This window comes from Kitasatospora sp. NPDC058218, from assembly GCF_042882445.1.
GTDB lineage: Bacteria > Actinomycetota > Actinomycetes > Streptomycetales > Streptomycetaceae > Kitasatospora.
Map to the genome: position 1 here is coordinate 88,897 of NZ_JBHVWC010000011.1, position 25,384 is coordinate 114,280.

At 75.4% G+C, this 25,384-nt stretch carries 13 protein-coding genes; 5 read left to right on the forward strand and 8 right to left on the reverse strand.

Annotated features, from left to right (window positions below; translation table 11 throughout):
• Positions 1–53: 53 nt before the first annotated feature.
• From ACFVYI_RS09415 to ACFVYI_RS09435, 5 genes are read right to left on the reverse strand one after another with little or no spacing between them, the layout of a single operon-like run.
• A complete protein-coding gene (locus ACFVYI_RS09415; RefSeq protein WP_387882685.1) occupies positions 54–1,082 on the reverse strand; it encodes a MupA/Atu3671 family FMN-dependent luciferase-like monooxygenase in 1,029 nt (342 codons plus the stop codon).
• Positions 1,079–7,396 (reverse strand): amino acid adenylation domain-containing protein, encoded by a 6,318-nt coding sequence (locus ACFVYI_RS09420; protein WP_387882687.1) that lies wholly within the window; start codon positions 7,394–7,396, stop codon positions 1,079–1,081. The genes ACFVYI_RS09415 and ACFVYI_RS09420 overlap by 4 nt, the downstream gene beginning before the upstream one ends.
• Before the next feature lie 5 nt (positions 7,397–7,401).
• Positions 7,402–10,875: an amino acid adenylation domain-containing protein gene (locus ACFVYI_RS09425; RefSeq protein ID WP_387882689.1), complete on the reverse strand. Its 3,474-nt coding sequence runs from the start codon at positions 10,873–10,875 to the stop codon at positions 7,402–7,404.
• Entirely contained in the window at positions 10,872–13,454 is a 2,583-nt protein-coding gene (locus ACFVYI_RS09430; RefSeq protein WP_387882690.1) for a beta-ketoacyl synthase N-terminal-like domain-containing protein, read from the reverse strand. Before ACFVYI_RS09430 ends, ACFVYI_RS09425 begins: the two co-directional genes overlap by 4 nt.
• Entirely contained in the window at positions 13,451–16,567 is a 3,117-nt protein-coding gene (locus ACFVYI_RS09435) for an amino acid adenylation domain-containing protein (protein WP_387882692.1), read from the reverse strand. The genes ACFVYI_RS09430 and ACFVYI_RS09435 overlap by 4 nt, the downstream gene beginning before the upstream one ends.
• Positions 16,568–16,669: 102 nt before the next feature.
• Between ACFVYI_RS09435 and ACFVYI_RS09440 the strand changes: the two genes are divergently transcribed.
• The 3 genes from ACFVYI_RS09440 to ACFVYI_RS09450 all read left to right on the forward strand — a co-directional run bounded on the left by ACFVYI_RS09440 (position 16,670) and on the right by ACFVYI_RS09450 (position 19,479).
• Positions 16,670–16,987: an acyl carrier protein gene (locus ACFVYI_RS09440; protein WP_387882693.1), complete on the forward strand. Its 318-nt coding sequence runs from the start codon at positions 16,670–16,672 to the stop codon at positions 16,985–16,987.
• Between the two features lie 306 nt (positions 16,988–17,293).
• Positions 17,294–18,097 (forward strand): glycerophosphodiester phosphodiesterase, encoded by an 804-nt coding sequence (locus ACFVYI_RS09445; RefSeq protein ID WP_387882695.1) that lies wholly within the window; start codon positions 17,294–17,296, stop codon positions 18,095–18,097.
• The gene (locus ACFVYI_RS09450) at positions 18,094–19,479 is read left to right on the forward strand and encodes an MFS transporter (RefSeq protein WP_387882696.1); all 1,386 of its coding nucleotides are present in this window, start codon (positions 18,094–18,096) and stop codon (positions 19,477–19,479) included. The genes ACFVYI_RS09445 and ACFVYI_RS09450 overlap by 4 nt, the downstream gene beginning before the upstream one ends.
• Before the next feature lie 181 nt (positions 19,480–19,660).
• Here the strand turns inward: ACFVYI_RS09450 and ACFVYI_RS09455 are convergent, their stop codons facing one another.
• The gene (locus ACFVYI_RS09455) at positions 19,661–20,119 is read right to left on the reverse strand and encodes an ATP-binding protein (RefSeq protein WP_387882698.1); all 459 of its coding nucleotides are present in this window, start codon (positions 20,117–20,119) and stop codon (positions 19,661–19,663) included.
• Positions 20,120–20,392: 273 nt separating this feature from the next.
• Between ACFVYI_RS09455 and ACFVYI_RS09460 the strand changes: the two genes are divergently transcribed.
• A complete protein-coding gene (locus tag ACFVYI_RS09460) occupies positions 20,393–21,244 on the forward strand; it encodes a helix-turn-helix domain-containing protein (protein WP_387882699.1) in 852 nt (283 codons plus the stop codon).
• Between the two features lie 11 nt (positions 21,245–21,255).
• Positions 21,256–21,447, forward strand: coding sequence for a hypothetical protein (locus ACFVYI_RS09465; protein ID WP_360625274.1), 192 nt, complete (start codon positions 21,256–21,258; stop codon positions 21,445–21,447).
• A gap of 64 nt (positions 21,448–21,511) precedes the next feature.
• Here ACFVYI_RS09465 and ACFVYI_RS09470 read toward each other — a convergent pair whose 3' ends face one another.
• Positions 21,512–24,286, reverse strand: coding sequence for an ATP-binding protein (locus tag ACFVYI_RS09470; RefSeq protein WP_387882701.1), 2,775 nt, complete (start codon positions 24,284–24,286; stop codon positions 21,512–21,514).
• A gap of 273 nt (positions 24,287–24,559) precedes the next feature.
• The gene (locus ACFVYI_RS09475; RefSeq protein WP_387882703.1) at positions 24,560–25,291 is read right to left on the reverse strand and encodes a heparin lyase I family protein; all 732 of its coding nucleotides are present in this window, start codon (positions 25,289–25,291) and stop codon (positions 24,560–24,562) included.
• Between the last annotated feature and the right edge of the window lie 93 nt (positions 25,292–25,384).

Genomic DNA, 25,384 nt, shown 5'->3' on the forward strand with positions numbered 1-25,384 from the left:
TGCTCCTGTAGGTCGGTGGTGTGCGGGGAGGGGCGGACACGCCCTGGGGCGTCTCACAGGTGTTCGCTGCGGCGGCGCAGCTCGGCCAGGGTGCGCAGGGACGCCAGCACCTCGTCGGTGCCGACGCCGAAGTCGATCAGGCAGGCGATCTCGTCGACCCCGATCTCGGCCAGCGATTCGACCAGCGGCAGGGCGTCCTCGACCGATCCGAGCAGGCAGCGCTCCCGGGAGAAGTCCCGGTAGGCCAGCTCCAGCAGCTCCTCCATCGCCTCCGGCGAGGCGTCGGCGCCGCCCGGCGCGGTGTTCAGGCCGAACAGGCTGAGCGAGGAGCGCATGTACGCCAGCAGCGGCTCGCGGGCCCGGGCCAGCGCCGGCTCGCGGTCGGGCCCCAGGTGGGTGTGCACCATGACGGCGACCCGCTCGCGCTCCGGTTCGTGACCGTGGACGGCGAGCGCGTCGGCGTACCCGGCGAGGTTGTCCTCCAGCTGCTCCAGCGACTGGCCGAGCAGGTGGGTCAGCACCCCGGCACCGGTCTCGCCCGCGAAGGCGTAGGTCTCCGGCGATCCCGCCGCCGTGATCCACAGCGGCAGGCCGCCCCGGGCCGGCGTCGGGTAGGTGCGGATCCGGTGGGTGGTCCCGCCGGGCCCCGGACGGTCGACCTGCTCGCCCGCCCAGAGCCGGCGCACCTCGTCGAGGCCCTTGCGCAGCTCGGCCTTGGCCGCCGCGAACCGCTCGGGGGCGAGCACGAAGTCCTGCGGGTTCCAGCCGGAGGCGAGGGCGATCTCGGCCCGGCCCCCGGAGATCCGGTCCACCACCGCCCACTCCTCGGCGACCCGCAGCGGGTCGTGCAGCGGCAGCACCACGCTGCCGGCCCGGACCGAGATCCGGCGGGTCGCGGCGGCGACGGCCGCGCCGGTGACGGCCGGGTTGGGGAAGGGCGCGCCGAAGGGGTGGAAGTGCCGCTCCGGCGTCCAGACCGCCGAGAAGCCCTCGGCGTCGGCGAAGGCGGCGGCCTCCAGCAGCAGCCGGTACTGCTCGTCCGGGTCGTCCCCGTTGGCGAAGAAGAACAGGCCGAACCTCATGACTCCCCTTCCAGGACGGTGGCGGCCGGACGCCCGTCCGGGCCGGCCGACGGGTCGAAGAGCAGCGCGTAGAGCGCCTCCCGGTACGCCGCCGCGAGCGCCCCCGCGTCCGGGCCGCCGACCCGCGAACGCGCCCGCACCCGGAAGCCGCCGGGGCCGTCCACCAGGGCGAAGTGCACCCGTTGGCCGGGCTGGAGCGGCTCGGGGCCGACCCAGCGCAGGGCGTGGCCGGCGAACTGCTGCTCCCCGCCGTCGTCCCAGGCGTAGTTGAACACCAGGTCGGCGGCGCCTGCGGCGGCGAGCACCGGGTCGGCGGCCGCGAGGTCCGCGAACGGCACCGGCCGGGCCTCCTCGATCCGGGCCAGCAGCGCCCGGACGGCCGCCAGCGCGTCCGCGACCGGTGCGTCCGGGCGGATCGTCACCGGCAGCGGGACGACCTCGGCGAAGGCGCCGACGCTGTCCTCCAGCCCGGCGGCGGCCCGGCCGTCCCAGGGCAGGGCGATCCGCGGCGCACCGGTGCCGAGGGTGCGCGCGGCCGCGAGGGCGAAGGCGGTGAGCTGGAGGGTGTAGGGCGACAGGCCGAGGCGGACGCCGGCCTCGCGGACCGCCGTGTGCAGGCCGGTCTGCGGCACCCAGTCGGCCTCGGTGTCCGGCTCGGCCCAGGTGCCGAGGTCGGCCCGGGTGCCGGGGCCGGTCGGGCTGTCGGTGGCGGTCGAGCTGTCGGTGGCGGTCGAGCTGCCGGGGCCGGTCGGGCTGTCGGCCGGGCCCGGGGCGCCGTGCCCGGCGAGCAGCTCGTGCCAGAGCCCGGCGGCGTGCTTCGCCTCCCGGCCGTCCGCCAGCTGCTCCCGCCAGGCCAGCTGGCGCAGGAAGCCGCGGTCCTCGGGGCCCAGCGCCCCCGGATCCCGGTAGGCGGTGGCCAGCTCCCCGACCAGCGTGAGCAGGCCGAGGCCGTCCAGGGCCAGCGGGTGCAGGCTCAGGCCGAGCAGCGCCGGCCCGTCGGGCGGGGTGGCGAGCAGCAGCCGCAGCAGCGGGTCCCGGCGCGGGTCGGGGGCGCCGGCCCGGGCGGCCCGGTGGACCTGACCGGGCAGGTCGGTGGCGGGATCCAGGTCGAGCACCGGCACGGTGTCGTCCAGCGCCTCGGCCGGACGGACCGTCAGCCCGCCGCCGTCCGGCGCGACCGTCAGCCGCAGGGCCGGGTGGCGTCGCAGCAGCGCCCGGTAGGCCAGCCGCAGCGCCTGCGGGTCCGGGCGCTCGCCCAGTTCCAGGACGAAGCTCTTGCCGTCCGCGACGGCCTCGGGGCGGGCCGCCGCACGCAGTCCGGCGGGCAGCGCGGCGGGCGGGCCGGTGTCCGGCAGGAGGGCCTGCGGCCGGGGTCCGCCGGGTGCGGCGGCCTCGCCCGCGGGGCGGAGCGCCAGCCGACGGGTCACCTGCTCGGCGGTGCGGCAGCGGTAGAACTCCGCCACGGAGAGCTCCTGCGCGGCCGGGAAGCGCTCGCGCAGCCCGTACAGCACCCGGATGGCCAGCAGGGAGTGCCCGCCGACGGCGAAGAAGTCGTCGTCGGCCGCGAGGTCGGGGCGCTCCAGGATCCGGCGGAACAGCTCCAGCACCTCCCCGCCCGGTCCGTCCTGGCCGGCGGCTCCCGCGGCCGGAGCCGCCGTCGGTGCCGGTGCCGGTGCCGGGCGGCCCGGGGCGGGCAGCAGGGCCGGGACGACCTTGCCGTTGACGTTGACGGGCAGCGCGTCCAGCACCGTGAAGGTGGCCGGGACCAGCGCCGGGGGCAGCTCCGCCAGCAGTCGCTCGCGCACCCGCTCCACCGGGACGGCGGTCACCAGGTAGGCGTCCAGCCGCCGTTCGCCGTCCGTGCCGGCCACCACCACCGCCACGTCCCGGACGCCGGGCACCCGGCGGATCGCCAGGTCCACCTCGGCGAGCTCCACCCGGTGGCCGCGGATCTTGACCTGGCCGTCCGAGCGGCCGAGGAACTCCAGCTCCCCGTCGGGCAGCAGCCTGGCCCGGTCGCCGGTGCGGTACCACGCCGTCCCCCCGGAGCGCTCGAAGCGCTCGGCGGTCTGCGCGGGCAGTCCGAGGTAGCCCTCGGCCACGCACACCCCGCCGATCCGCAGCTCGCCCACCGCGCCGTACGGCACGTCCCGGCCCGCCGGGTCGGTCAGCCGCAGCACGGTGTTGGGCAGCGGCCGGCCGATCGGCGCGTACCGGGGCCACTCGATGGACGGGCCCCGGAAGGAGTAGGAGGTGACGACGTGGGTCTCGGCGGGGCCGTAGTTGTCGATCAGCCGGCAGTCGGGCAGCGCGGCGAAGAAGGCGAGCGGGGCGGCGCCCAGGCGCAGTTGCTCGCCGGTCGCGGCGATCTCCCGCAGCGAGGCGAACTGCTCGGTGTCGTCCTCGAACACGGCCGCCACCGAGTTGAGCAGCGAGACCGGCCAGATGGCCTTCTGCACCCCGTGCCCGGCGATGAAGGCGGCGAGCAGCTCGTGGTCGTACCGGGTCTCCTCGTCGACCACGTGCAGCGAGCCGCCGCCGCAGAGCGCGCCGAAGACCTCGTGGAAGGCGGCGTCGAAGCCGAGCGGTGCGAACTGCAGCCAGCGCAGCGCCCGGCGGTGGCCGTCGGTCTCCCAGTGGACGAGGTTGGTCAGCGCCCGGTGCGGGAAGGCGATGCCCTTGGGCCGGCCGGTGCTGCCGCTGGTGTACGTCAGATAGACGAGGTCGGCGCCGGTGACGGACGGGCCGCTCCACCCGCCGGGCGCGGTGAGTTCGGCGAGCGGGGGCAGCACGACGGGGACGGCCCGCGGGGCGAACCCCGCGGCCTCCGGTCGCTCGCAGAGCACCACCGTCGGCGAGCAGTCCTCGGCCATCAGGGTCAGCCGGGCGGGCGGCAGCCCCGGGTCGAACGGGACGGCCACCGCCCCGGCCCGGACCACGCCGAGCAGCGCGGCCACCGCCGGTACGCCCTTCGGGAGGGCGAGGCCGACCCGGTCGCCGGGGCGCACCCCGTGCCCGGCCAGCAGCGCGGCGACGCCGGCCGAGACCTCGGCGAGCCGCCCGTACGTCAGTTCCGTGCCGTCGCCGGCCAGCGCGAGCCGCTGCGGCTCCCGCCGGGCCCAGTCCTCGAAGACCTCGTGGACGGGCTGCTCCGGGACCTCGGTGACCGGCCCGCGCAGGGCCTGCGCGGTGCGCCGGGCGAGCGCCGGCGGCTCGGCCGGCCAGTCGGCGACGGGCGTCCCGGGCTCGGCGGTCAGCCGGTCGAGGAGGTGGGCGAAGCAGTCCCGCCACTCCTCGACGCGGGCCCGCTCGAAGCGGTCGACGTCGTAGCGCAGTCGCCCGCCCAGCTGACCGTCCGGGTCGAACCACCAGTCGAGCGACAGCTCGTACGGGCTGCCGCCCCGCTCGAAGGGCACCGGGTGGGCGGTCAGCCCGGGCGGCGCGGGCGGCGGGCCCGACTCGCCGCCGAGCATGTTGAACAGCACGTCGAACAGCGGGGCCTCGCGCTGGTCCGCGGTGCGCCCGAGCCGGTGGACGAGGAGTTCGTACGGCAGCTCCTGGTGGTCCAGCGCGGCCCGCAGCCGGCCGGCGGCCCGGTCGACCAGCGCGGTGAAGTCGTCGGTGGGGTCGAGCCGCAGGCGCAGCGGCAGGGTGTTGACGAAGTTGCCGACCAGGTCACGGGTGCGCGGATGCTGCCGGCCGGCCACCGGGGTGCCCACGACGAGGTCGGAGCTGGTGCCGAGCCGCCCGAGCAGGACGGCGAAGGCGGCGAGCACCACGGTGAACGGGGTCACCCGCCGCCGTTCGGCCAGGGCGCGGACCTGGTCGGCGACGCGCCGCGGGAGTTCGAACTCCAGCAGCTCGCCGCGGTAGCGGCGCTCGGCGGGGCGGGCCCGGCCCGGCAGCTCCAGCCGGTCGGGCAGGTCCGCCAGCTCGGCGCTCCAGAACGCGGCCTGCCGGTCGGCCTCGGCCGACCGGGCCCAGTCGTCGGTGGCCCGGGCGTGCTCGGCGAACAGCCCTTCCAGGGACGGGAGGTGAGTGTCCGTGGCGCCGGTGCGCCGGGCGTAGCAGGCGTAGAGGTCGCGCAGCAGTACCCCGGTGGAGTGGGCGTCCGCGCAGATGTGGTGCACCACGACGGCCAGCACATGGCGTTCGGCGGAGCGCCGGAACAGCCGGGCGACCAGGGCGGGTGCCGGGTCCAGCGGGATCGCCGTGCCGAGCAGGTCGTTCACCGCCCGGTGCAGGGCGTCCTCGTCGGGGACGTCCACCACCGGGAGCTCGACCGCGGCCTGCGGCAGGATCTCGAACCGGGGGCCGTGCTCGCTGCGGTGGAAGCGCAGCCGCAGGCCGTCGTGCCGGTCCACCACGTCCTGGAGCGCGCCGGCCAGTGCGGCCGGATCGAGCGGCCCGGTCAGCTCGGCGAGGACGGGTACGTGGTAGGACTCGGCCGCGCCGGGGACCTCGTCCAGGAAGAGGAAGCGCTCCAGCAGGGCCGGCACCGGTAGCGGTCCGGCTTCGGCCGGGCGGGCCCCGACCGGCGTCTCGGTCGGCGTCTCGGCCACCAGGGCGGCCAGGCGGGCGGGCGTCGGCTCGTCCAGGAAGGTCCCCAGCGGGATCCTGACCCCCCAGCGGGCGCCGGCCAGTGCGGCGATCCGCTGGGCGGTCAGCGAGTCGCCGTCGAGCACGAACAGGTCGTCCTCGGGGCCGACCTCGTCCGTCCCGAGCGCGGTGCGGAAGATCTCCAGGGCGCCCGACGCCAGCTCCTCGGGCTGCGGGGTGCCGGACGCCACGGCCGCGGGCTCCGCGGTGCTCGACTCCGCCGCCCCGGACGCGGGCCGGACGGGCCCCTGGGCCGCCACCCCGGTCGGTCGGGGGTCCAGCCAGTGGCGGCGGCGGTCGAACTCCCGGCGCGGCGGGTCGCCGTCGGGGAGCCGGACCGGCCCCTCCTCCAGCAGGAGGTGCGCGTTGGTGCCCCCCACGCCGAACGCGCTCACGCCGGCCATCCTCGGCAGCTCGGACTCCCAGGGCAGCGGCTCCCCGGCGATCCGGAACGGCGAGGTGGCGAAGTCGATGTGCGGATTGGTCGACCCGCAGCCCGGCGTGGGCACCAGCTCCCGGTGACGCAGCATCAGCACGGTCTTGATCAGCCCGGCGATGCCGGCCGCCGAGTCCAGGTGGCCGATGTTGGCCTTGACCGAGCCGAGCACGCAGTAGCCGGTCGCCGAGGTGGTCTGCCGGAAGGCCTCGGTCAGTGCGGCGACCTCGATCGGGTCGCCGAGCAGGGTGGCGGTGCCGTGCGCCTCCAGGTGGCCGATCCGGTCCGCGCCGACGTCGGCCAACCGGTGCACCCGGGCCACCAGTTCGGACTGGCCCGGCACGCTGGGCGCGGTGTACCCGCTCTTGCGGCGCCCGTCGTTGTTCACCGCCCCGGCCCGGATCACCGCGAGCACCCGGTCGCCGTCGGCGAGCGCGTCCTCCAGCCGGCGCAGCACCACCAGTCCGGCCCCGCTGGCGAAGGCCGTGCCGGAGGCCTCGGCGGAGAACGGCCGGCAGCGGCCGTCCGGCGAGACGATGCCGCCGGGGGTGTACTCGTAGCCGAGGTCCTGCGGGTTGATCGCGGCGCCGCCGGCCAGCACGGCGTCGGCCTCGTAGTCCAGCAGCATCCGGGCCGCCTGGTGCACCGCCACCAGTCCGGCGGAGCAGCCGCAGTCCACCGCGAAGGCCGGGCCGGTCAGGCCCAGCCGGTAGGCGATCTGGGTGGCGGTGAACCCCCGGTCGTTGCCCATCAGCACCCGGTGCCAGCCGTGCGTGGCGACCACCTCGGGGTGGGCGAGCACGTGGTGCAGCAGGTAGTCGGAGTGGTTGAGGCCGACCACGGTGCCGATCGCACCGGGGAAGGCCTCGTGGTCGATCCCCGCGTCCTCCAGGGCGTGCACCGCGAGCTCCAGCAGGATCCGCTGCTGGGGGTCGGTGAGCGCGGCCTCGGCGGGGGTCATCCCGAACGCGGCGGCGTCGAACAGCGCGGGGTCGCCGAAGGGCCGGCGGACCGGCACGTGGACCGGGCCGCCGGGGGTGGACCCGGCCACCCCGGCCCGGCGCAGCTCCTGTGCCGGGACCTCCTCGCGGACCTCGGTCCCCGCGCGCAGCAGCGACCAGAACTCCGCCGTGGAGTCCGCTCCGGGGAAGCGGCAGGCCATCCCGGTCACGGCGATCGCGGGCAGCTCGTCGTCGAACCGGTCCTCGTCCGGCTGCCGGTACGGCTGCTCGTCCTCGGCCGCGGACGCGAAGGGGGATGCGGGTGGGGATGCGGTCACGGTGGTCACTCCTCGCTCGCGGGTCGGGCGGTGGCGGCGGCGCGCGAGCGGCGTTTGCGCAGCACCTGCTCGCGCCGGCGGTCGCCGACCGTGCGCTCGGCGGTCGGCCCCCCGGGGGCACCATGGTCGGCGCCGGTGCCGGCGCCGGCGCCGCGCAGGTGGGCGGCGTACCCGCGGACCGTCGGATAGCGGAACAGGTCGACGATCCTGGCCTCGGCGCTGACCTTCGCGCGGATCTCGGTGAGCAGCCGCGCGACCAGGATGGAGTTGCCACCGAGCCGGAAGAAGTCGTCCTCCACGGTGGCCAGCGGCCGGTCCAGCACCGTGCGCCAGGCCGCCAGCAGCTGCTCCTCCAGCGCGTCGCGGGGATGCGCCGCCGGATCGTCCGCCCCGGCCGGAGCGGCTCCGGCGAGGACGACCGTCGGCAGCGCCACCCGGTCGGTCTTGCCGCCCGCCGTCGTCGGCAGCGCCGGGAGGCGGTGGAAGGCCGCGGGCAGGTACGGGTCGGGCAGGGCGTCGGCGAGGGCCGCGCGCAGCTCCCCGGCCGTCCGGTCCAGGCCGTCCCGGGTGACGTAGTGGGCGACCAGTGCCGCCTCGGCGCCGGTGTGCTGCACCACCACCGCGCAGGCGGCGATGCCGGGCAGCGCGCCGATCGCCCGCTCCACCTCGGGGAGCTCGATCCGGTAGCCGTTGACCTTGACCTGGTGGTCCAGCCGCCCGGCCAGCTCCAGGGTGCCGTCCGGCAGTCGCCGGGCGAGGTCCCCGGTGCGGTACAGCCGTTCGCCGTCCGGCCCGTCGACGAAGCGGCGCGCGGTGAGCCCGGCGTCGCCCAGGTACCCCTCGGCCAGGCCGGCGCCGGCGATCGCCAGCTCGCCGAACAGGCCGTCCGGCTGCGGGCGCAGCGCCGCGTCCACGATCCGTACCCGGGTGTTGGCCAGCGGCCGGCCGACCAGCACCGCCGCCGGTCGCTGCGGGACCTCCCAGCAGGTCGACCAGACGGTGGTCTCGGTCGGCCCGTACATGTTGAGCACCCGGGGGATGCCCAGCTCCTTCAACCGGGTCGCCAGTGCCAGGTCCAACGGCTCGCCGCCGCAGAGCAGCAACCGCAGTCGGGCCAGCGCACGCTCGCCGCCGGGCAGCCGCAGCACGCTGCGCAGCAGGGTCGGGGTCGCCTGGAGGGCGGTCGCGCCGCTGCGCTCGACGAGCTCCGGCAGGCTCTCGGCGCTCGCCTCCCCGGGGACCGTGGCCAGGGTCTCCGCGTTCTCGGCCAGGATCACCGGGACGCCGCGCGAGAGCGTCCACAGCAGCTCCAGGACGGCGATGTCGAAGGTCACCGAGGTGACGGACAGCCAGCGGGTGCCCGGCTCGACGGGGACGGCCCGGTCGAGCGCGGCGAACAGGTTGGCCAGGGCGCCGTGGGAGACCTCGACGCCCTTGGGCCGACCGGTCGAGCCGGAGGTGAAGATGACGTAGGCGGAGTCCCCGGGCGAGGACGTCCGGGCCGGCGCGGTCTGCGGGGCAGGCCCCGTCAGCCCGGCGAGCGGCAGCCGCAGTCCGGTGAACTCCGGGCACAGCCCGGCGTACGGGCCGTCGGTGAGCAGCGCCGCGCAGCCGGCGTCGGCCAGCATGCCCTCCAGCCGGGCGCGCGGGTCCGAGCCGTTCAGCGGCACGTACACCAGGCCCGCGGACAGCACCCCGAGCAGCACCGCGACCAGGGCCGGGGAGCGCGGGACGAGCAGGCCGACCCGGTCGCCGGGCCGCAGGCCCGCCGCCCGCAGCCCGGCCGCCACCGCGGCGGCCCGTTCGGTGAGTGCCGCCCCGGTGAGCGTCTCGGCCCGGAACGACACCACCGGCGTGTCCGCCAGCTCGGCCAGCCGCTCCAGCACGAGTCGGTGCACCGGCACCGGTGCCACCGTCAGCTCCGCCGCGGCGTCCTGGTCGGCCTGCCGGGCGACGTCCTCCGGGCCGACCAGCGACAGTTCGCCGACCGGCAGGTCGAGGTCCCGGGCCATGGTGACCAGCAGCCGCTCGAACCAGACGACCAGCCGCCGGACCTGGGGCTCGTCGAACAGCGTGGTGCTGTAGATGAACTGGCCGAGGAAGCCCCCGGTCTCCTGGCGCAGCTTCAGCATCAGGTCGTACTGCGCCGCGTACACGGGCTCGGGGGCGATGCCGGGGCGCACCCCGGGCAGGTCGAGGTCGGTGTCCGGGTAGCTCTGGTAGATGAAGATCGACTGGAACACCGGCGAGTGCGAGCTGCTGCGCTCCGGCGCCACCGCCTGGACGACCTGGTCGAACGGCAGGTCCTGGTGGGCGAAGGCGTCGAAGGCCGTGCGCCGGACCCCGGCCAGGAAGTCCCGCACGTTCAGGGTCCCGTCGATCACCGTCCGGACGGTGATCGAGTTGAAGAACAGCCCGAGGGTGCGCTCCAGCGCGGGGTACGGGCGGTTCGCCAGCGGGCTGCCCACCGCGATGTCGTCCGTGCGGGAGACCCGCGCCAGGAGCACGGTGAACACGCCCATGAAGACGCTGTACGGGGTCGCGGCGGCCGAGGAGCAGAGCAGCTCCAGGGCGGCGGTGGCCTCCGCGCCCAACCGGAACTCCAGCGAGTCGCCCCGGAAGCTCTGCACGGCCTCCCTGGTCCGGGCCGGCGCGAGGTCGACCAGCGGCGGCAGGTCGGCCAGCTGTTCGCGCCAGAACCGGCGCTGGCGCTCGGCCAGGTCGGTGCCCAGCCACTCGCGCTCCCAGACCGCGAAGTCGGCGTACTGCACGGTGGGTTCGGGCAGGCCGGCGGCGTGGCCGGCGATCCTGGCCGCGTACAGCTCCGAGAGCTCGGAGCGGATCACGCCGGTGGACCAGCCGTCGGAGATCACATGGTGCTGGGTGATCACGAAGATCCACCGGCCGGCCTCGCAGCGGATCAGGTCGAAGCGGATCAGGGGCGCCGAGGCCAGGTCGAACCTGGTCTCGGTGACCTCCCGGATCAGCCGCTCCTCCTCCGCGGCGCCGTCCGCCTCGAACACGGTGAACGGCGTCGGGCAGTGCGCCGCGACGTCCTGCAGCAGCCCGGCCGGACTCTCCCGCAGGGCGGTGCGCAGCACCTCGTGACGCTCCATCAGACGGTCGGCGGCCCAGCGCAGCGCCGCCTCGTCGAGCGTTCCGGTCAGCTCCGTCGCGAAGTACATGTTGTAGACCGGCACCTCGGTGCCGAGCTGCTCGACCAGCCAGAGCCGCTGCTGCGCGTAGGTGGCGGGCAGCTCGGCGGTGCGGTCGGCCCGGCCGAACCGCACCTGCCGGCGAGCCTCCTCCTCGGCGCGCTCGCGCAGGAACTGCACGATCGCCTCGCGGTGCCGGCGCACCCGGGCGGTGAGTTCCGGGTCCAGCGCGCCCTCCGGGGCGGACAGCGACAACCGGCCCTCGGCGAGGGCCAGTCTGGCCCCGCGGCCGGCGAGTTCCTCCAGGACGTCCTGCACGGTCACAGCTCGACCTCTTCCCACTCGTCCGTGAAGTCGTTCCCCGGGGCACGCCCGCCCGGCCCGTCGTCCTGCCCGGCGCCGACCAGCGTCCGGTACAGGCGCGCGGACGCCAGCTCGGCGTCGATCAGCTCCGCCGTCCCGGCGGCGGTCTCCGCGTCCAGCAGGTCGCCCAGCGGGATCCGCACGCCGTACGACTGCCGGATCCGGGCCAGCACCTGGGCGGCCAGGATGGAGTGACCGCCGAGCACGAAGAAGTCGTCCTCCGGGGCGACCTCGGGCAGGCCCAGCACCTCGCACCAGATGGCCCGGACGGCCTCCAGGGTGCTCACCTCCGGCTGCTCCGCCGCGGCGCCGCCGGCCTCCGGCACCGGCGGGAGCTCCACCCGGCCGTCCGGGACCGCCGGGTGCCAGTGCCGCACCGGCTGGAACGGGTACGGCGGCGCGGCCGTGCGCCCGCCGCCGGCGCCGCGCAGCAGCTCCCAGTGGAGCTCCGCGCCGCGCTCCCAGCAGTCCGCGACCAGCCGCAGCCACGGTTCGCCCCCGCCGTCGGCCGGGACCACCACGCGGGCCTCGGGCGGCAGCGGGGGCGGCTCCTCGCCGAGGACGGCCGAGGCGGTGACCTCCAGCAGGTGCGTCAGCGACGGCGCCGCACCGGCGGGCAGCACGGTGCCCAGGGCCGAGCGGACCTCGACCTGGAGCAGACCGGGCTCCAGGTCGGCCAGCTCCGACTCCAGCGCGGCCATCGCCCGTTCGCAGGCGCTGAGGTCGCCGCCCCGGCGGGCGGCGGCCACCGCCGTGCCGTGGTGCCCGGCGCAGCGCCGGGCGACGTCCGGGTCGAGCACCCCGCCGAAGGCCAGGGCGGCGAACTCGCCGACACCGGAGGCGGCCAGGGCGGCGGGCTCGACCCCGAGAGCGGCGAGCGCCCGCAGCGCGGCGAGCCGCCAGGCGAAGCCGTCGGCGGACGGGGCATCGTCGTGAGGCGCGTCCCCGGACGGGGCAGCGTCGGAAGGTGCGTCCCCGGTCAGGCCGAGGACCAGGGGGCCGTCGACGGGGGTGGCGGGGCCGTCGGCCAGGGCCGCGAGCAGCCCGGTCGGCCCGGCGGCGGTCCAGGCGCGGCGCACCGGGCCGGGGGCCCGGCCCACCTGGAGGGCCCGGGCCAGGGCCGCGGGGTCGGCGCCGTCCTCCGCGAGCAGAGCCCGCAGGTCGGCGTACGACCGCTCGAAGGACCAGGGCGAGCGGGCGGAGAGCGGCAGGATCTGCGGCCCGTCACCGGCCGGTCCGGCCGTGGCGGCGGGCGGCTGCTCCAGCACGACGTGGGCGTTGGTGCCGCCCACGCCGAGCGCGGTCACGGCGGCGCGGCGCGGCCCGGTCGTGGCGGGCCAGGGGGCGGCGCCGGACGGGACGTGCAGTCCGCTGCCCGCGAGGTCGACGGCCGTGGTCGTCTCGCCGTGTCCGGCGGTGCCCGGCACCACCGCGTCGCGGACCGCGAGGACCGCCCGGATCAGCCCTGCCATGCCGGCCGCCGCGTCCAGGTGGCCGAGCGCGGCCTTGGCGCTGCCCACCATGCAGGGAGCGCTGACCCCGAGGCGGCGGCGGGCCGCCAGCAGGGCGGCGAGCTCGACCGGGTCGCCGAGCGGGGTGCCCGTCCCGTGTGCCTCCAGGTAGCCGATCGTCGCGGGGTCCACCCCGGACTCGGCCCAGGCGGCCAGCAGGACGTCCCGCTGCCCGTCCACGCTGGGCGCGGCGAAGCTGAGCCGGGCGGCGCCGTCGTTGTTGAGCGCGGAGCCGCGCAGCACGGCGTGCACGGTGTCGCCGTCCCGCAGGGCGTCGGCCAGCCGCTTGAGCACCACCACGCCGACGCCGCTGCCGGGCACCGTGCCGTCGGCCCGGCGGTCGAAGGGGCGGCAGGCGCCGCTGGGCGACAGCACCCCGCCGTCGACCGCCAGGTAGCCGCGCTCGTGCGGCAGCGCCACGCTGACCGCGCCGACCAGGGCCGCTTCGCAGTCCCCGGCCAGCAGGCTGCGCCGGGCCAGGTGGAGGGCGGTGAGCGCGGTGGAGCAGAGGCTGGCGACGAACACGCTGGGTCCGGTCAGCCCGAGGTGGTAGGAGACCCGCAGCGGCAGCGCGGCGGCGGTGCTGCCGGGGGTGGGCTCCACACCGGCGGCGTCGAGCAGCGTGCCGTAGCGGTTGTCGCCGCTGCCGGCGAACACGCCGACCCGGCCGAGGCCCCTACCGCCGCCGTACCCGGCGTGCTCCAGGGCGTGCACGGACTCCTGGAGCAGCAGCCGCTGCTGCGGGTCCAGCGCGGCGGCCTCGGCGGGCGCGATGCCGAAGTACTCCGCGTCGAAGAGGTCGACGTCGGCGAGCTCGCCGCCGACCGGGACGTACCGGGGGTCGGCGTCCTGGCGGGCCCGCTCGGCCTCGCCGGCGAACCGGCGGACGGCGCCGGCGTCGCGCAGCAGCAGCTCCCGGTACTCCGCCAGGCCGCGGGCTCCGGGGAGGCGGCAGGCCAGGCCGACGATCGCGACGGCCCGGTCGTGGTCGGGGCCGGGCTGTGGCCGGCCGTTCGCGTGCTCGGTCATGACGCTCCTTCGTGCTGGCCGGCGGCCTTCAGCGCCTCGGCGACGGCGGCGACGGTGGGGGAGGAGAACAGGTCGGTGATCGGCAGTGCGGTGCCGAACTCCGTGCGGAGCAGGCGGTGGAACCGGATGAGGGTGAGCGAGGTGCCGCCCAGTTCGAACAGACTGACGTCCCTGGGCACCCGCTCCTGGCCGGTTCCCAGCGCCTCGGCCCAGCGGGCCGCGATCCGGCGTTCCGTCTCGGAACGCGGCAGGTCGGCCGGGCCCGGTGGGGCGGACGGCGGCGGCGCGGGCAGCGCCCGGACGTCGACCTTTCCGCTGCCGGTGAGCGGGAACGCGTCCAGCGGGATCAGCGGGCCCGGGCGCAGCGCGGCGGGCAGCCGCTCCGCGAGGTGGGCGCGCAGGCGCTCTCGGGTGTCGGGCCGCTCGCCGAGGAAGTAGAGCGCCAGCACCTCCTCCCGGCCGGTCGCGACCAGGCGGGCCACCGCGTCCCTGACCTCCGGGTGGTCGAGCGCGACCTCGCGGATCTCGTCCAGCTCCAGCCGGATGCCGCGCAGTTTGACCTGCCCGTCCACCCGGCCGAGGAACTCCAGGGTGCCGTCCGGACGCCGGACGCCGAGGTCGCCGGTGCGGTAGAGCCGCGCCTGCGGGTCGGGGTCGAAGGGGTGCGGACGGAAGCGTTCCTCGGTGAGCTCGCGGCGGTTCACGTAGCCGAGCGCCAGCGGAACGCCGCCGACCCACAGCTCGCCCGGCACCCCGGCGGGCAGCAACTGGCCGCCCCGGCCCAGGACGTGGACCTGCGCCCCGGCGGCGGGCCGCCCGATCGGGACCCGTCCGGCGGGCCCGTCGGCGGGGACGCCGTACGAGGTGACGTCGATGGCGGTCTCGGCCGGCCCGTAGAGGTTGACCACCGGCGCGCCGAACCAGCGGGCCGCCCGTTCGGCGACCGCCGCGTCCAGCGCCTCACCACCGCTGAACACCCGGCGTACCCGGCTGTCGCCGGCCGCCGGCGCGGGCTCCGCGAGCAGCGCCTTGAGCAGGGTCGGCACGAACTGGACGACGGTGACGGCCCGTTCGGTGAGCTCGGCGGCCAGCGCGGCCGGATCGCGGTGCGCCCACGCCGGGGCGACGACCATCGAGGCCCCGACGGTCAGCGGGGCGAGGTACTCCCACACCGAGGCGTCGAAGACCGGCGGAGTCTTGAAGTGGAACCGGTCGGCGGCCGTGAACCCGAAGGTGTCCGCCTTCCAGCGCAGGTTGTTGGCCAGCGCCCGGTGCGGGACCCGGACGGACTTGGGCAGACCGGTGCTGCCCGAGGTGGTGATCACGTACGCGGCGTCCTCCGGTCCCGGCTCCTCGGCGTCGTCCGGCGGTTCGACTCCGTCGGCCGGCGCGTCGAGGGCCAGCACGGGCAGCCGCCCGCCGATCGGCTCGGCGTCCCCCGGCGTCGGCACCACCACGGCCGCCGCCTGGGCGTCGGCGAGGACGAAACCCATTCTGGTGCGCGGAAGTTCGGGGTCGACCGGCAGGAAGGCGTGCCCGCTGCGCAGCACCCCGAGGACGGCCGCGACGTAGCCGGCGGAGCGGGGCACGCAGAGCGCGACGGTGCTGCCGCGCGGCAGGTCGAGCGCCCGCAGCCGGGCGGCGATCCCGGCCGAGGCGCGGTCCAGCGTCCGGTAGTCGAGCAGTTCGTCACCGGCCAGGACGGCGGGGCTGCCCGGCGAGTTGCGGGCGTGCGCCAGGAAGGAGCTGGTCACCGGGACGAACGGGGCGGCGGCCGGGCCGTGGGCCAGTGCGAGCACCCGCTCCCGCTCCTCCCCGGGCAGCAGCTCCACCCCGGCGGCGGGCGGGTCGACGCCGGCCGCGATCCCGGTCAGCGCGCCGAGGACCAGCCGGAAGGCCGCCGCGATGGTCCGCACCTGCTCGTCGGTGTGGCGGTCCCTGCGGTACTGGAGGCGGGCCCGTGCCCGCTCCCCGGTCACCTCGACGGCCAGCAGCAGGTCGATCTTGCCCGTCCGGGGGTGGATCGGCAGCCGCTCCACGGCGACCCCGGGCAGGGTGAGCCGCTCGGCGCCCACGTCGTGCACGGACAGCATCACCCGGACGGTGGCGCCCGCCGTCCGCAGCGCCTGGTGCATCCCGGCCAGCGGCGCACCCTGGTGTTCGAGGCCGGCCAGCAGCTCCTCGCGGACCTCGGCGGCGTAGCCGGAGAGGCTGTGCGCGTCCAGGTCCGGCGCGCGCAGCAGCAGCATGTCGGTGAAGAGGCCGATCGCGTCCTCGTACTCCGCGCGCCACGGGTCGATGGCGGGGTAGGCGACCAGCACGTCCTCCTCCGTGGAGAGATGACGCAGCGTGAGGCAGCAGGCGGCCATCAGGACGGTGAACAGGGAGCCGCCGGTGGCGGTCAGCGCCGGGGTGAGGTCGCCGGGCAGGTCGAAGGCCAATTCGCCGGCCGGTCCGTCGGTTTCGGCGCCGGTCCGGGCCGGGGCTCCGGTGTCGAGACCGGCGGCCCGCGCCGTCCAGAACGCGGCCCCGGCGGCGGTCTCCGCGTCGGGCTCGGCGAAGCGCGCGTGCTGCTCCAGCGCGTAGGCGAAGTAGTCCTCCTCCGGAGGCCGTTCGGCGGTCGGCGGCGGCCCGGCGCAGAAGCCGGAGAGCTCGGTGAGCAGCATGGCCACCGACGGCGCGTCCACCGCGACGTGGTCGAACACCAGCAGCAGCAGGGCCTCGTCGGGCGCCCAGCGGTACAGGTGGGCGGCCAGGCGCAGCGGCGCGGCCGGATCGAACGGCAGGGCCGCGGTCTCGGCGAGCAGTCCGGGGGCCTGCGCCGCGGTCGTCCGATGGACGGTCAGCACCGAGGCCGGCGGCGACTGGACGAACTGGAGCGGGCCGTCGCCGCGGCCCTCGCCGGCCCCCTCGGCGATGGCGGTCCGCAGAACGGGATGACGTCCGACGACGTGCCGAAGTGCCTGGTCGAGGGCCTGGGGATCGATCGGTCCGGTCAGCCGGAAGGCCAGCGGGATGTGGTACGAGTCGGCCGTGGGCGCCATCAACTGCGCCTTCCAAACCGTCTCCTGCTGTTGCGTCAGGGGAATCCCGACGCCTCGTGGGGCATGCATCGGCCACCTCCAGAGCTATAAAATGTCACACATCAGATGTCACGTTGAGATGACGTCAGGGATTGTGGTGTACGCCACAGGAGACCCAGGGGGCACACGAGAATGAACCCGTACCAGCCGGATGAGCAGGGCGTTACGGACGAACAGGGCGCCGGGGACGGCGGGGCGCAGAAGGGCGCTCTCTGGCACGAACAGCGCGAGAACGTGCGCGGCGTCTGGAGCCAGGCCCTCGGGCACGAGGAGTTCACCGACGACGAGAGCTTCTTCACGGTGGGCGGGCACTCACTGCTCGCCGCACGGGTGGTCGCCCGGATCAACCGCGGCGCGCCGGCCCGGATCACCGTCCGCGACCTCTTCAACCACCCCACCGTCGGCGGCCTCGCCGACCTGCTGGCGGCCCGGGCGGTCGTCGGCGCCTGAGCCGGGCGGTCCGCCGCCCGGGGGCGACCCGGTCCTCGGGCCCGGCCCTCAAGGGGGCCGCCGTCACCCCCGGGCGGGCCCGGAACCCGCTCCGGGCGAGTACCGGAGGCCGCCGTGGATCCGACCCCCGCACCGGCGGACCGCAGAGGTCGCCGACGGTAACGCCCGGCCTGCCGCGCCGGGCGTTACTGCTTGACAAGGTGCGTAATACTGTAACGCGCACGACCCGGGCGTCGTCGGAGCGGGCCGCGCCGCCCGGGCCCCGCGGGCCGGGCGGGTCCCTCCCCCAGCAGCTCGGAGCACGACATGCACCCCTTCCTCGACCAGCCGGGGCCACTCGCCTTCGCGCACCGGGGCGGCGACCTCGGCCACCCCGAGAACTCGCTCGCCGCCTTCGAGGCCGCCGTGGCCCTCGGCTACCGCTACCTCGAAACGGATGTGCACGCCACCCGCGACGGCGTCCTGGTGGCCTTCCACGACTCCCGCCTCGACCGGGTCACCGACCACGCCGGGGCGGTCGCCGAACTGCCCTGGGACACCGTCAGGCAGGCCCGGATCGGTGGCACCGAGCCGGTGCCCCTGCTGGAGGACCTGCTCGACGCGTTCCCCGCCGCCCGCTTCAACGTCGACGTCAAGGCGGCGCCGGCCGTCGGACCGCTGGTCGAGGCGATCCGCCGGACGAACGCCTGGGACCGGATCTGCGTCGGCGGCTTCTCCGACAGCCGCCTCGCCGCCGTCCGCGCCGCCGCCGGCCCCCGGCTGGCCACCTCGCTCGGCCCGCGCGAGGTGGCCCGGCTCCGGCTGCGCTCGCTGGCCGGGCCGCTGGTGCGGGGGCGCGGGGCGCCGTTCGCCGGGGTGTGCGCGCAGGTGCCGGAGCGGCACCGGGGCGTCCGGGTCGTCGACCGGGCCTTCGTCCGCGCCGCCCACCGCCTCGGCCTGCAGGTGCACGTCTGGACCGTGGACGATCCCACCCGGATCAGGGCTCTCCTCGACCTCGGCGTGGATGGCATCATGGCCGATCGCATCGACGTCCTGCGGGACGTCCTCGGTGAGCGCGGCTGCCGGCCCGACGGCAGCACCGGCTCCAGCACGGTGACAGGAGCCCGATGAACACCACCACCACGGCCCACCGCCCGGACCACCCGGCGACCGCCACCGACGACCGCGCCCTGCGCCGGATGCAGTTCGGCTGGTACATCAACGACTGGGCCAACGCCGCCTTCTCGGCCACCGTCCTGACGGTGTTCCTCGGGCCGTACCTGACCTCGGTGGCCAAGAACGCCGCCGACGCGGCCGGCGACGTGCACCCGCTCGGCCTCTCGATCCGCGCGGGGTCGTTCTTCCCCTACACGGTCTCCTTCTCCGTGCTGCTCTCCGTCCTGGTGATGCTGCTGACCGGGACGGTCGCGGACCGCACCGGGCGGCACAAGGAGCTGATGTGCGGCTTCGCCTACGTCGGCGCGATCGCCACGATGGGGATGTTCCTCCTCGACGGCGACCGCTACCTGCTCGGCGGCGCGCTGCTGGTGGTCGCCAACATCGCCTACGCGGTGTCGGTCGCGCTCTCCTACGCCTACCTCCCGGGCCTGGCCGCCCCCGACGAACGCGACGCGGTCTCCTCCAAGGGCTGGGCGTACGGCTACGCGGGCGGCGGCCTGCTGCTGATCGCCAACCTGGCGCTGTTCGAGGGCCACGACGCACTCGGCCTGTCCTCCGGCACCGCCGTGCGGATCTGCCTGGCCTCGGCCGGCCTGTGGTGGGCGCTGTTCACGATCGTCCCGCTGCTGCGCCTGCCCTCCCGCGCCGGTGCGGCCCCCGACCGTGCGGCGGCCGTACCGGACCGGCCCGCCGCCGGCAGCCTGCGCGAACTCGCCCGCACCCTGCGCGGCATGCGCGACTACCCGCTCACGCTCCTCTACCTGGGCGCCTTCCTCTGCTACAACGACGGCATCCAGACCGTCGTCTCGCAGGCCTCGCTCTACGGCAGCGAGGAGCTCGGCATGGACCAGACCTCGCTGGTCACCGCCGTGCTCCTGGTCCAGATCGTCGCGATCGGCGGCGCGCTGCTCCTCGGCCGGATCGCCCGCCGGTACGGCGCCAAGCGGACCGTCCTCGGCTCCCTGGTCGGCTGGGTGGTCACGCTCGCCCTCGGGTACCTCATGCCGGCCCACCAGCCCGCCTGGTTCTACGCGCTGGCCTGCATGATCGGCCTGGTGCTCGGCGGCAGCCAGGCGCTCTCGCGCTCGCTGTTCTCCCACCTCATCCCGGCCGGCCGGGAGGCCGAGTACTTCAGCGTCTACAAGATCAGCGACCGCGGCACCAGTTGGATGGGTCCGCTGGTCTTCGGCCTCGCCTACCAGATCACCGGCAGCTACCGCTCGGCGATCATCTCCCTGCTGGTGTTCTTCGTGATCGGCTTCGCCCTGCTGGCGACGGTCCCCGTCCGGCGCGCCATCGAGGCCGTCGGCAACCCCGTCCCCGAACGGCTGTAGCACCCAGGTCGGCGGCGCGGTACGGGTACTGCGCCGCCGGCCCCCCGGGCACGAGACGTCACTCATGAGCCGGAAATCCCCGGAGTCCCGAGGTCACGCGACCCCTTCGCCTGACAGCAAGCACCACGAGCGGCTGCACCGTCCCCTCCGGCGGTGCAGCCGCTCGCTTGTTGACGCACCGTCAGGCTGCGCGCAGTCTCACCCCCGCGACCACGGACTTGCCACAGGTCCGCCGGGGCACGACGGCCCAGATGTCGCAGAGCGCGTCGACCAGCAGCAGGCCCCGCCCGCCGCACCCCTGCGGGTGCGGTTCGACGAGGACGGGCCGACCGGCCCCCGGGTCGGAGACGGCCAGCCAGCAGTGGCCGTCGGCGATCCAGAGGACGAGCTCGATCAGCTCGTCCTCGTCGGCACGGGCGCCGTGGCGAATCGCATTGGTGACCAGCTCCGAGGTCACCAGGCGCAGCACGTCGGCGAGCTGGGGCTCGTGAGGCTCCGGGATCGCGCCGGCCACGGCCCGGCGGGCCCGCCGGACGGAGGCGAGCTCGGCGGGAAAGCGCCAGTGCGACGGCACCTCGGGGACGCCGGGCGACGTCGACGCGAGCATGACGGGGGTGGACGGAAGCGGGATTCCAGGCATGGCTGACTCCTCGCGGATGTGCAGTGGTTGAGCGAGCGCTGATGCGGCTCCGACGCCGGTGGCACGCCTCCCTGGGCGCGGACACACCCGCCCCAGGGAAGGCGGGCATGCTCGCGCGGTGCACTTCCGGACATTGCCGATTGTGATCCTTGCAACACTGAGAGTATCGCATCACGGGGTAAATTTGCCGAGCTTCTTGGCAATCTGACCCCGAGTAGTGGGCTGGTCCCTGAGGGCGGCAGACTGCATCCCACGTCGCACGGAAGGAACGGCATGACTCCCAGGGTGTCTCTCACTGAACGTCAGAAGCGGTTGGGGAGCGAGCTGCGGAAGATCCGGACCTCGGCAGGCATGAGTGCCGAGTACGCGGCGGGGCTACTCGGCGTCGATCGCGGCAAGATCTCCAACATGGAGTCGGGTCTGCGGCCGATCACCACTGAGCGCTTGCGCACCCTGGCCCACAACTGCCACTGCGCAGACCAGAAGTACATCGATGCCCTGGTCGACATGGCGCAGCCCGGGGACAAGGGCTGGTGGGAGCGGTATCGCGGCAGTCTGCCCCAGGGGCTGCTGGACATCGCCGAGCTCGAAGCACGCGCGAAGCGACTCCGCACCACCGACACCGTCCACGTTCCAGGACTGTTGCAGACCTCGGACCACGCTCTCGCCGTATTCCGGGCAGTGTTCCCACCGCTGCCCGAGCATGAGGTCGGCCTGCGACTCGCTCATCGGACGGAACGCCGGCAAGTGCTCACCGGTGACGATCCGCCCAACTATGTCGCCGTTGTGCACGAAGCAGCTCTGCGAATGCAGTTCGGTGGCCGCAAGGGCATGCACGCCCAACTGGACTACCTGCTCGACGCATCCGAACGGGACAACGTCACGCTTCGCGTCGTTCCTTTCGAGCACGGGGCCTTTCCGGGTGCCGGGCACACCGTCCTCTACGCGGAGGGGACAGTGCCACAGCTCGACACGGTTCAGGTGGACAGGGCGCATGGCCCCGAATTCCTGGATGCCGAAGGCCAGCTGACGAAATACCGTGCCCAGCTTGATCGGTTGGAAGATCTGGCGCTGACCCCGCAACGATCCCGTGACTTCATCCGCGAGATCGCCAACCAACTGTAAGGAGAAGTTCGATGCCCACCATCACCTGGGAAGACCCCTTCTGCGGCGAGGGCAACTCATGCTTCCGCCTCGGCACCGACGCCGACGGCAACGCCTACATCGCCGTCAAGGGCCAGGAGGACCGGGCCATCACCGACTCCAGGGCTGCCCTGCGCACCCTCATCCTGGACATCAAGGCGGGCAAGGCCGACCACCTGCTCTAGCCCCTCCGGCCCGCAGCCGCCGGGCGGATGCCGGGCCGCGGCCGGCCGCCGTCCTGAGCCCGCCTCAGCCCGCCGCGCCCGTCCGCAGGAGGTCCCCGGCCCGGGCCGCCAGGGCCTCTGCGCCGCAGTGGGTGGCAAGCTCCAGTCCCCGGGCCAGGGCCGCGCGGGCGGCCGGCCCGGTGCCCAGCGCCTCACCCAGGTCGACCAGGGCGATCGCGTGCTCGTAGCGGGCGGGTGACCGCTCCAGGTGCCGGACGGCCTGCGCCAGCAGCTCGGCCGCGCGCGGCCGGTCGTGCACCGCCGCGCTGAGCCGCAGGGCACTGCCGACAGCCGAGTCCGTCCCGGACTCCCGGGCCCGGCGAACGGCCTCCCCGGCGAGGTCGCGGGCCCGGTCCGGCTCGTCGGGGGCGACCGCGCGCGCCAGGTGCCCGAGCCACGGCGCCCACACCGTGTTGCGCCACCCGCGCGCGTCCAGGGCCGCGCCGGCGGCGGTCAGCGCCGCGGCCGCGCCGGGCGCGTCGCCCCGGGCCAGCAGGAGGCGGCCGTACAGCGTGCGGGCGTCGGGCAGCACCATCACCGTCGGGTACGGCGGGCCGAAGGCGTGCGTGTCCGCGAGCTCCAGCGCCTCGGCGAGCCGGCCGCGCGCGGCCAGGGTCTCGGCCAGTGCCCCGACCGCGTCCCAGTGCAGCGGGGTCCCCGGCCCTATCCGCTCGGCGATCCGCAGGGCGCGGCGCAAGTAGTCCTCCGCCTCCGCCAGGGCGCCGCAGCGGAACCGGAGCATGCCGGTCAGCAGGTAGGCGAAGCCGAGGTGGCCGCCGCTCCACCCGGCGACCTCGTACGCGCGGACCGCCTCGGTGAACAGCTCCTCCGCCCGGTCGACCCGGTCGGCGTAGAGGTAGCTGATGCCGAGGATCCCGGGCAGCTCGAAACCCCAGGTGGTGTTGGTCCAGCCGAGGCTGCGGGGCAGGCGGCCGCCCGGCAGCGCGGACTCGGCCAGGGCGATCGCCTCCTCGCGGTCCGCGCCGCGCAGCGTGAGGTCCCAGCAGCGCAGCACGGCCACCGCGTGGGCCAGGCCGTTCTGTTCGAACATGGCCTGGTCCGGGGCCGGCCCGCCGACCGCGCCGGTGTCGGTGCCGCTGTCGGTGTCGCTGAAGGCCAGGCCGACCGTTTCGAGCATCCGGTCGAACTCCGCGAGCCGCCGGGAGCGGCCCGGACCGTCCTCGTCCTCGAACTGGAACGCGGCGAACATGAAGTGGGCGACCTCCAGGCGCAGCCGGCCCGGCCCCGGGAGGGTCCGGGCGGCCTCCTCGGCACACACGGCGGCGGCCTCGCCGAGCCGGTTGCTGTGGGCGAGGGCCTGGGCCAGCCGGAAGATCGCGTCCACCCGGAGCTCGGGGCCCAGGCCGTACGGGTCGGCGAGCGCCAGGCGCAGCTGGTTGACCGTGGTCGCCGGGTCGGTGAGCAGGGCCGAGCAGCCGAGTTCGTAGAGCACCGCGGCCCGGTCCTCGGCGGCCGGCGGTTCGCTGATGGCGCGGCGCAGGCAGCGCTGGGCCGCCTCGGGCGCGCCGATGGCCAGGTGCTCGCGGGCCGCCCGGCGCAGCTTGCCGACGATCTCGCCGTCCCCCTCGGGCAGGGTTTCGAGCAGGTGCCGGGACGCCGTCAGCAGGCCGAGGCCGGCGTTCTCGGTCTCGACGGCGGCGACGCCGTGCATCCCGGTCCGGGTGGCGGGAGGCATCGACTGGTAGACGGAGGTGGCGATCAGCGGGTGGACGAACTCCAGCCGGCCGCCCGGCGTGCTGGTCAGCACCCCGTGGCGGCGCAGCTCCCGGACGGACTCGGCGGCGGTCTCCGGGCCCTGGGCGCAGACGACGGCGGCGAGGTCGGGGCGGATGTCGGTGCCCAGCATGGACGCCGCCCAGGCGAACTGCAGCGTGGTCGGGCCGATCTTGTCCAGCCAGTGCCGCAGCGTCATCCCCCGCGCGCCGGCGGCGAGTTCGCGCAGCTGCCCGGTGCTCTCCTCGACGGGGTCGAGCCGCTGGTCGGCCACCTCGCGCAGCAGGGCGGTGGTCTCGTAGGGGTTGCCGGCGGTGACGGCCCAGACGTGGCGGCAGAAGGCGTCCTCCGCCTCCGCGCCCAGGGCGGCCCGGACCAGGTGCGCGACCGAGGCCGGCTGGAGCGGCCGAAGTTCGTGCCGCCGGTCGGCCCGGCCGACGAGGCCTCGCTGCAGCGTCAGGGCGTCGTCGGGGAACTCGTCGCGGCAGGCGAGCACCAGCAGGGCCGGCAGCTCGCGTGCGCGCACGGCGAAGCCCGCCAGCCAGCCGAGCGACTCCGGGTCGGCCCAGTGCAGGTCGTCGACGATCACGGCCACCGGCGAACGCAGCTGCACGAGGCGGGTGAGCACGAAGTCCAGCCCGTCCCGCACGCCCTGCGGGTCGAGCTGCCCTCCGGGCGGCAGCAGCCCCACCGCCGGACCGACGATGTCCTCCCAGGGCCCGAACACCTGCGCCCGTTCCTCGTCCGACAGGGCCGCCAGCACCGGCTGCACCAACTGGCGCACCACACGGAACGGCTCGTGACGCTGCCGCTCCCCGCCCCGGGCGAACAGCACCGTGCAGCCGGCGCGTCGCGCCTCCCGCCGCACCTCGGTCAGCACCGCGGTCTTGCCCAGCCCGGCCGCGCCGGTGTACACCAGCAGCTCCCCGGTGCCGGCACCGGCGGGCCGGGTGAGCGCCCCGACCGCCTGCCCGGCCGACCGGATCTCGACCTCGCGTTCGTGCAGCGGACAGCCGTCCTCGCCGGCCCCGCCGTCACCCCCGGCCCCGGACTCCCCTTCGGCCACCGTCGCCCCCAATTCGCCGTTCCACAGCAGTCGTTACCGACGCCGAGGCTACTGCTGAATGGACGGCTCCGGTGCGGGCTTGACAATCCGCCCGGCCGGAACCGGATCCGCGCGAACGAGGCGTCCGGGCGGCGACGTCGGGGCTTTGTGCCATCGCCCCGGCCTGCTACGGCCTGCTACGGCCCGCGCGCGGGAAGCCGCGCACCCACCCGCCGAGGAGACGGGGCGCGGCGCCGGCCGGGTCGGGACTCGACCCGGCCGGTCACCCGGCCCTCACGAGCCGGCGGTGGCCGCCTCCAGGGTGGTCGCCATGATCGGACTGGTGAAGGTGTTCGTCGCGTTCCCCGAGGAGGGGTGGTAGGAGCCCCACTTGAGGTAGTTGCGGTCGCCGTCCCAAGTGGTGCCCTTGAAGGTGCCCGAGCCGGTGGTGAAGGTCTGCTTCACGCCGTCGAACCAGAAGTCGATGGTGCCGTTGGTGCGGCCCAGGCGGATCTTCAGCGCGTAGGAGTGCCACGTGTTGTTGGTGGTCGGCGCGGTCCACAGCGTGTGCGCGACGTGGTGGGTGTCCCACTCCTGGAGGCGGATGCGCCCGGTCGTCGCGTCGATCTCGATCGGGTGGTTCGCCGTGTCGGTGCTCGGCGAGCACTTCAGCTGGAAGACGTAACGGCTGTTCGCGTCCTTGATGTCGACCTTGGACGACCAGCCGAGGTAGAAGGTGGAGCCCTCCTTCAGGTCCGGGCCGAGCGTCTCGCAGCGCTCCTCCCCCGCCTTCTGGAACGCCCGCCACACACGGCCCTTGGCGGCGTCCTTGACGACGCCGAAGCCGCCCGACGCGCACTGGACGCCGGTGAAGGAGGACGGGCCCTTGCTGGTGCTCGGGGCCCACAGGACCTTGCCCGTCACGGCGGCGGAGCTGGTGGCGACCGCCGAGCCGCAGGAGATCGCGAGCGTGGTGAGGGCCACGACGCCGAGGACGGTCTTGCGGTGGTGGAGCAGAAGGGACATGCCTCTCCCAGGTGGATGAGTGGCCGCAACGGACGAGGTCCGGGCCGTTCGGCCCGGACGCAGGGACCGATTCGACCACCTGACGGCCCGTCG

Excerpts from the sequence above, each read along its gene's own strand:
- ACFVYI_RS09415 (WP_387882685.1), bottom strand. The coding sequence starts at position 1,082 with ATGAGGTTCGGCCTGTTCTTCTTCGCCAACGGGGACGACCCGGACGAG.
- ACFVYI_RS09430 (WP_387882690.1), bottom strand. The coding sequence starts at position 13,454 with ATGACCGAGCACGCGAACGGCCGGCCACAGCCCGGCCCCGACCACGAC.
- ACFVYI_RS09435 (WP_387882692.1), bottom strand. The coding sequence starts at position 16,567 with ATGCATGCCCCACGAGGCGTCGGGATTCCCCTGACGCAACAGCAGGAG.
- ACFVYI_RS09440 (WP_387882693.1), top strand. The coding sequence starts at position 16,670 with ATGAACCCGTACCAGCCGGATGAGCAGGGCGTTACGGACGAACAGGGC.
- ACFVYI_RS09445 (WP_387882695.1), top strand. The coding sequence starts at position 17,294 with ATGCACCCCTTCCTCGACCAGCCGGGGCCACTCGCCTTCGCGCACCGG.
- ACFVYI_RS09450 (WP_387882696.1), top strand. The coding sequence starts at position 18,094 with ATGAACACCACCACCACGGCCCACCGCCCGGACCACCCGGCGACCGCC.
- ACFVYI_RS09455 (WP_387882698.1), bottom strand. The coding sequence starts at position 20,119 with ATGCCTGGAATCCCGCTTCCGTCCACCCCCGTCATGCTCGCGTCGACG.
- ACFVYI_RS09460 (WP_387882699.1), top strand. The coding sequence starts at position 20,393 with ATGACTCCCAGGGTGTCTCTCACTGAACGTCAGAAGCGGTTGGGGAGC.
- ACFVYI_RS09465 (WP_360625274.1), top strand. The coding sequence starts at position 21,256 with ATGCCCACCATCACCTGGGAAGACCCCTTCTGCGGCGAGGGCAACTCA.
- ACFVYI_RS09475 (WP_387882703.1), bottom strand. The coding sequence starts at position 25,291 with ATGTCCCTTCTGCTCCACCACCGCAAGACCGTCCTCGGCGTCGTGGCC.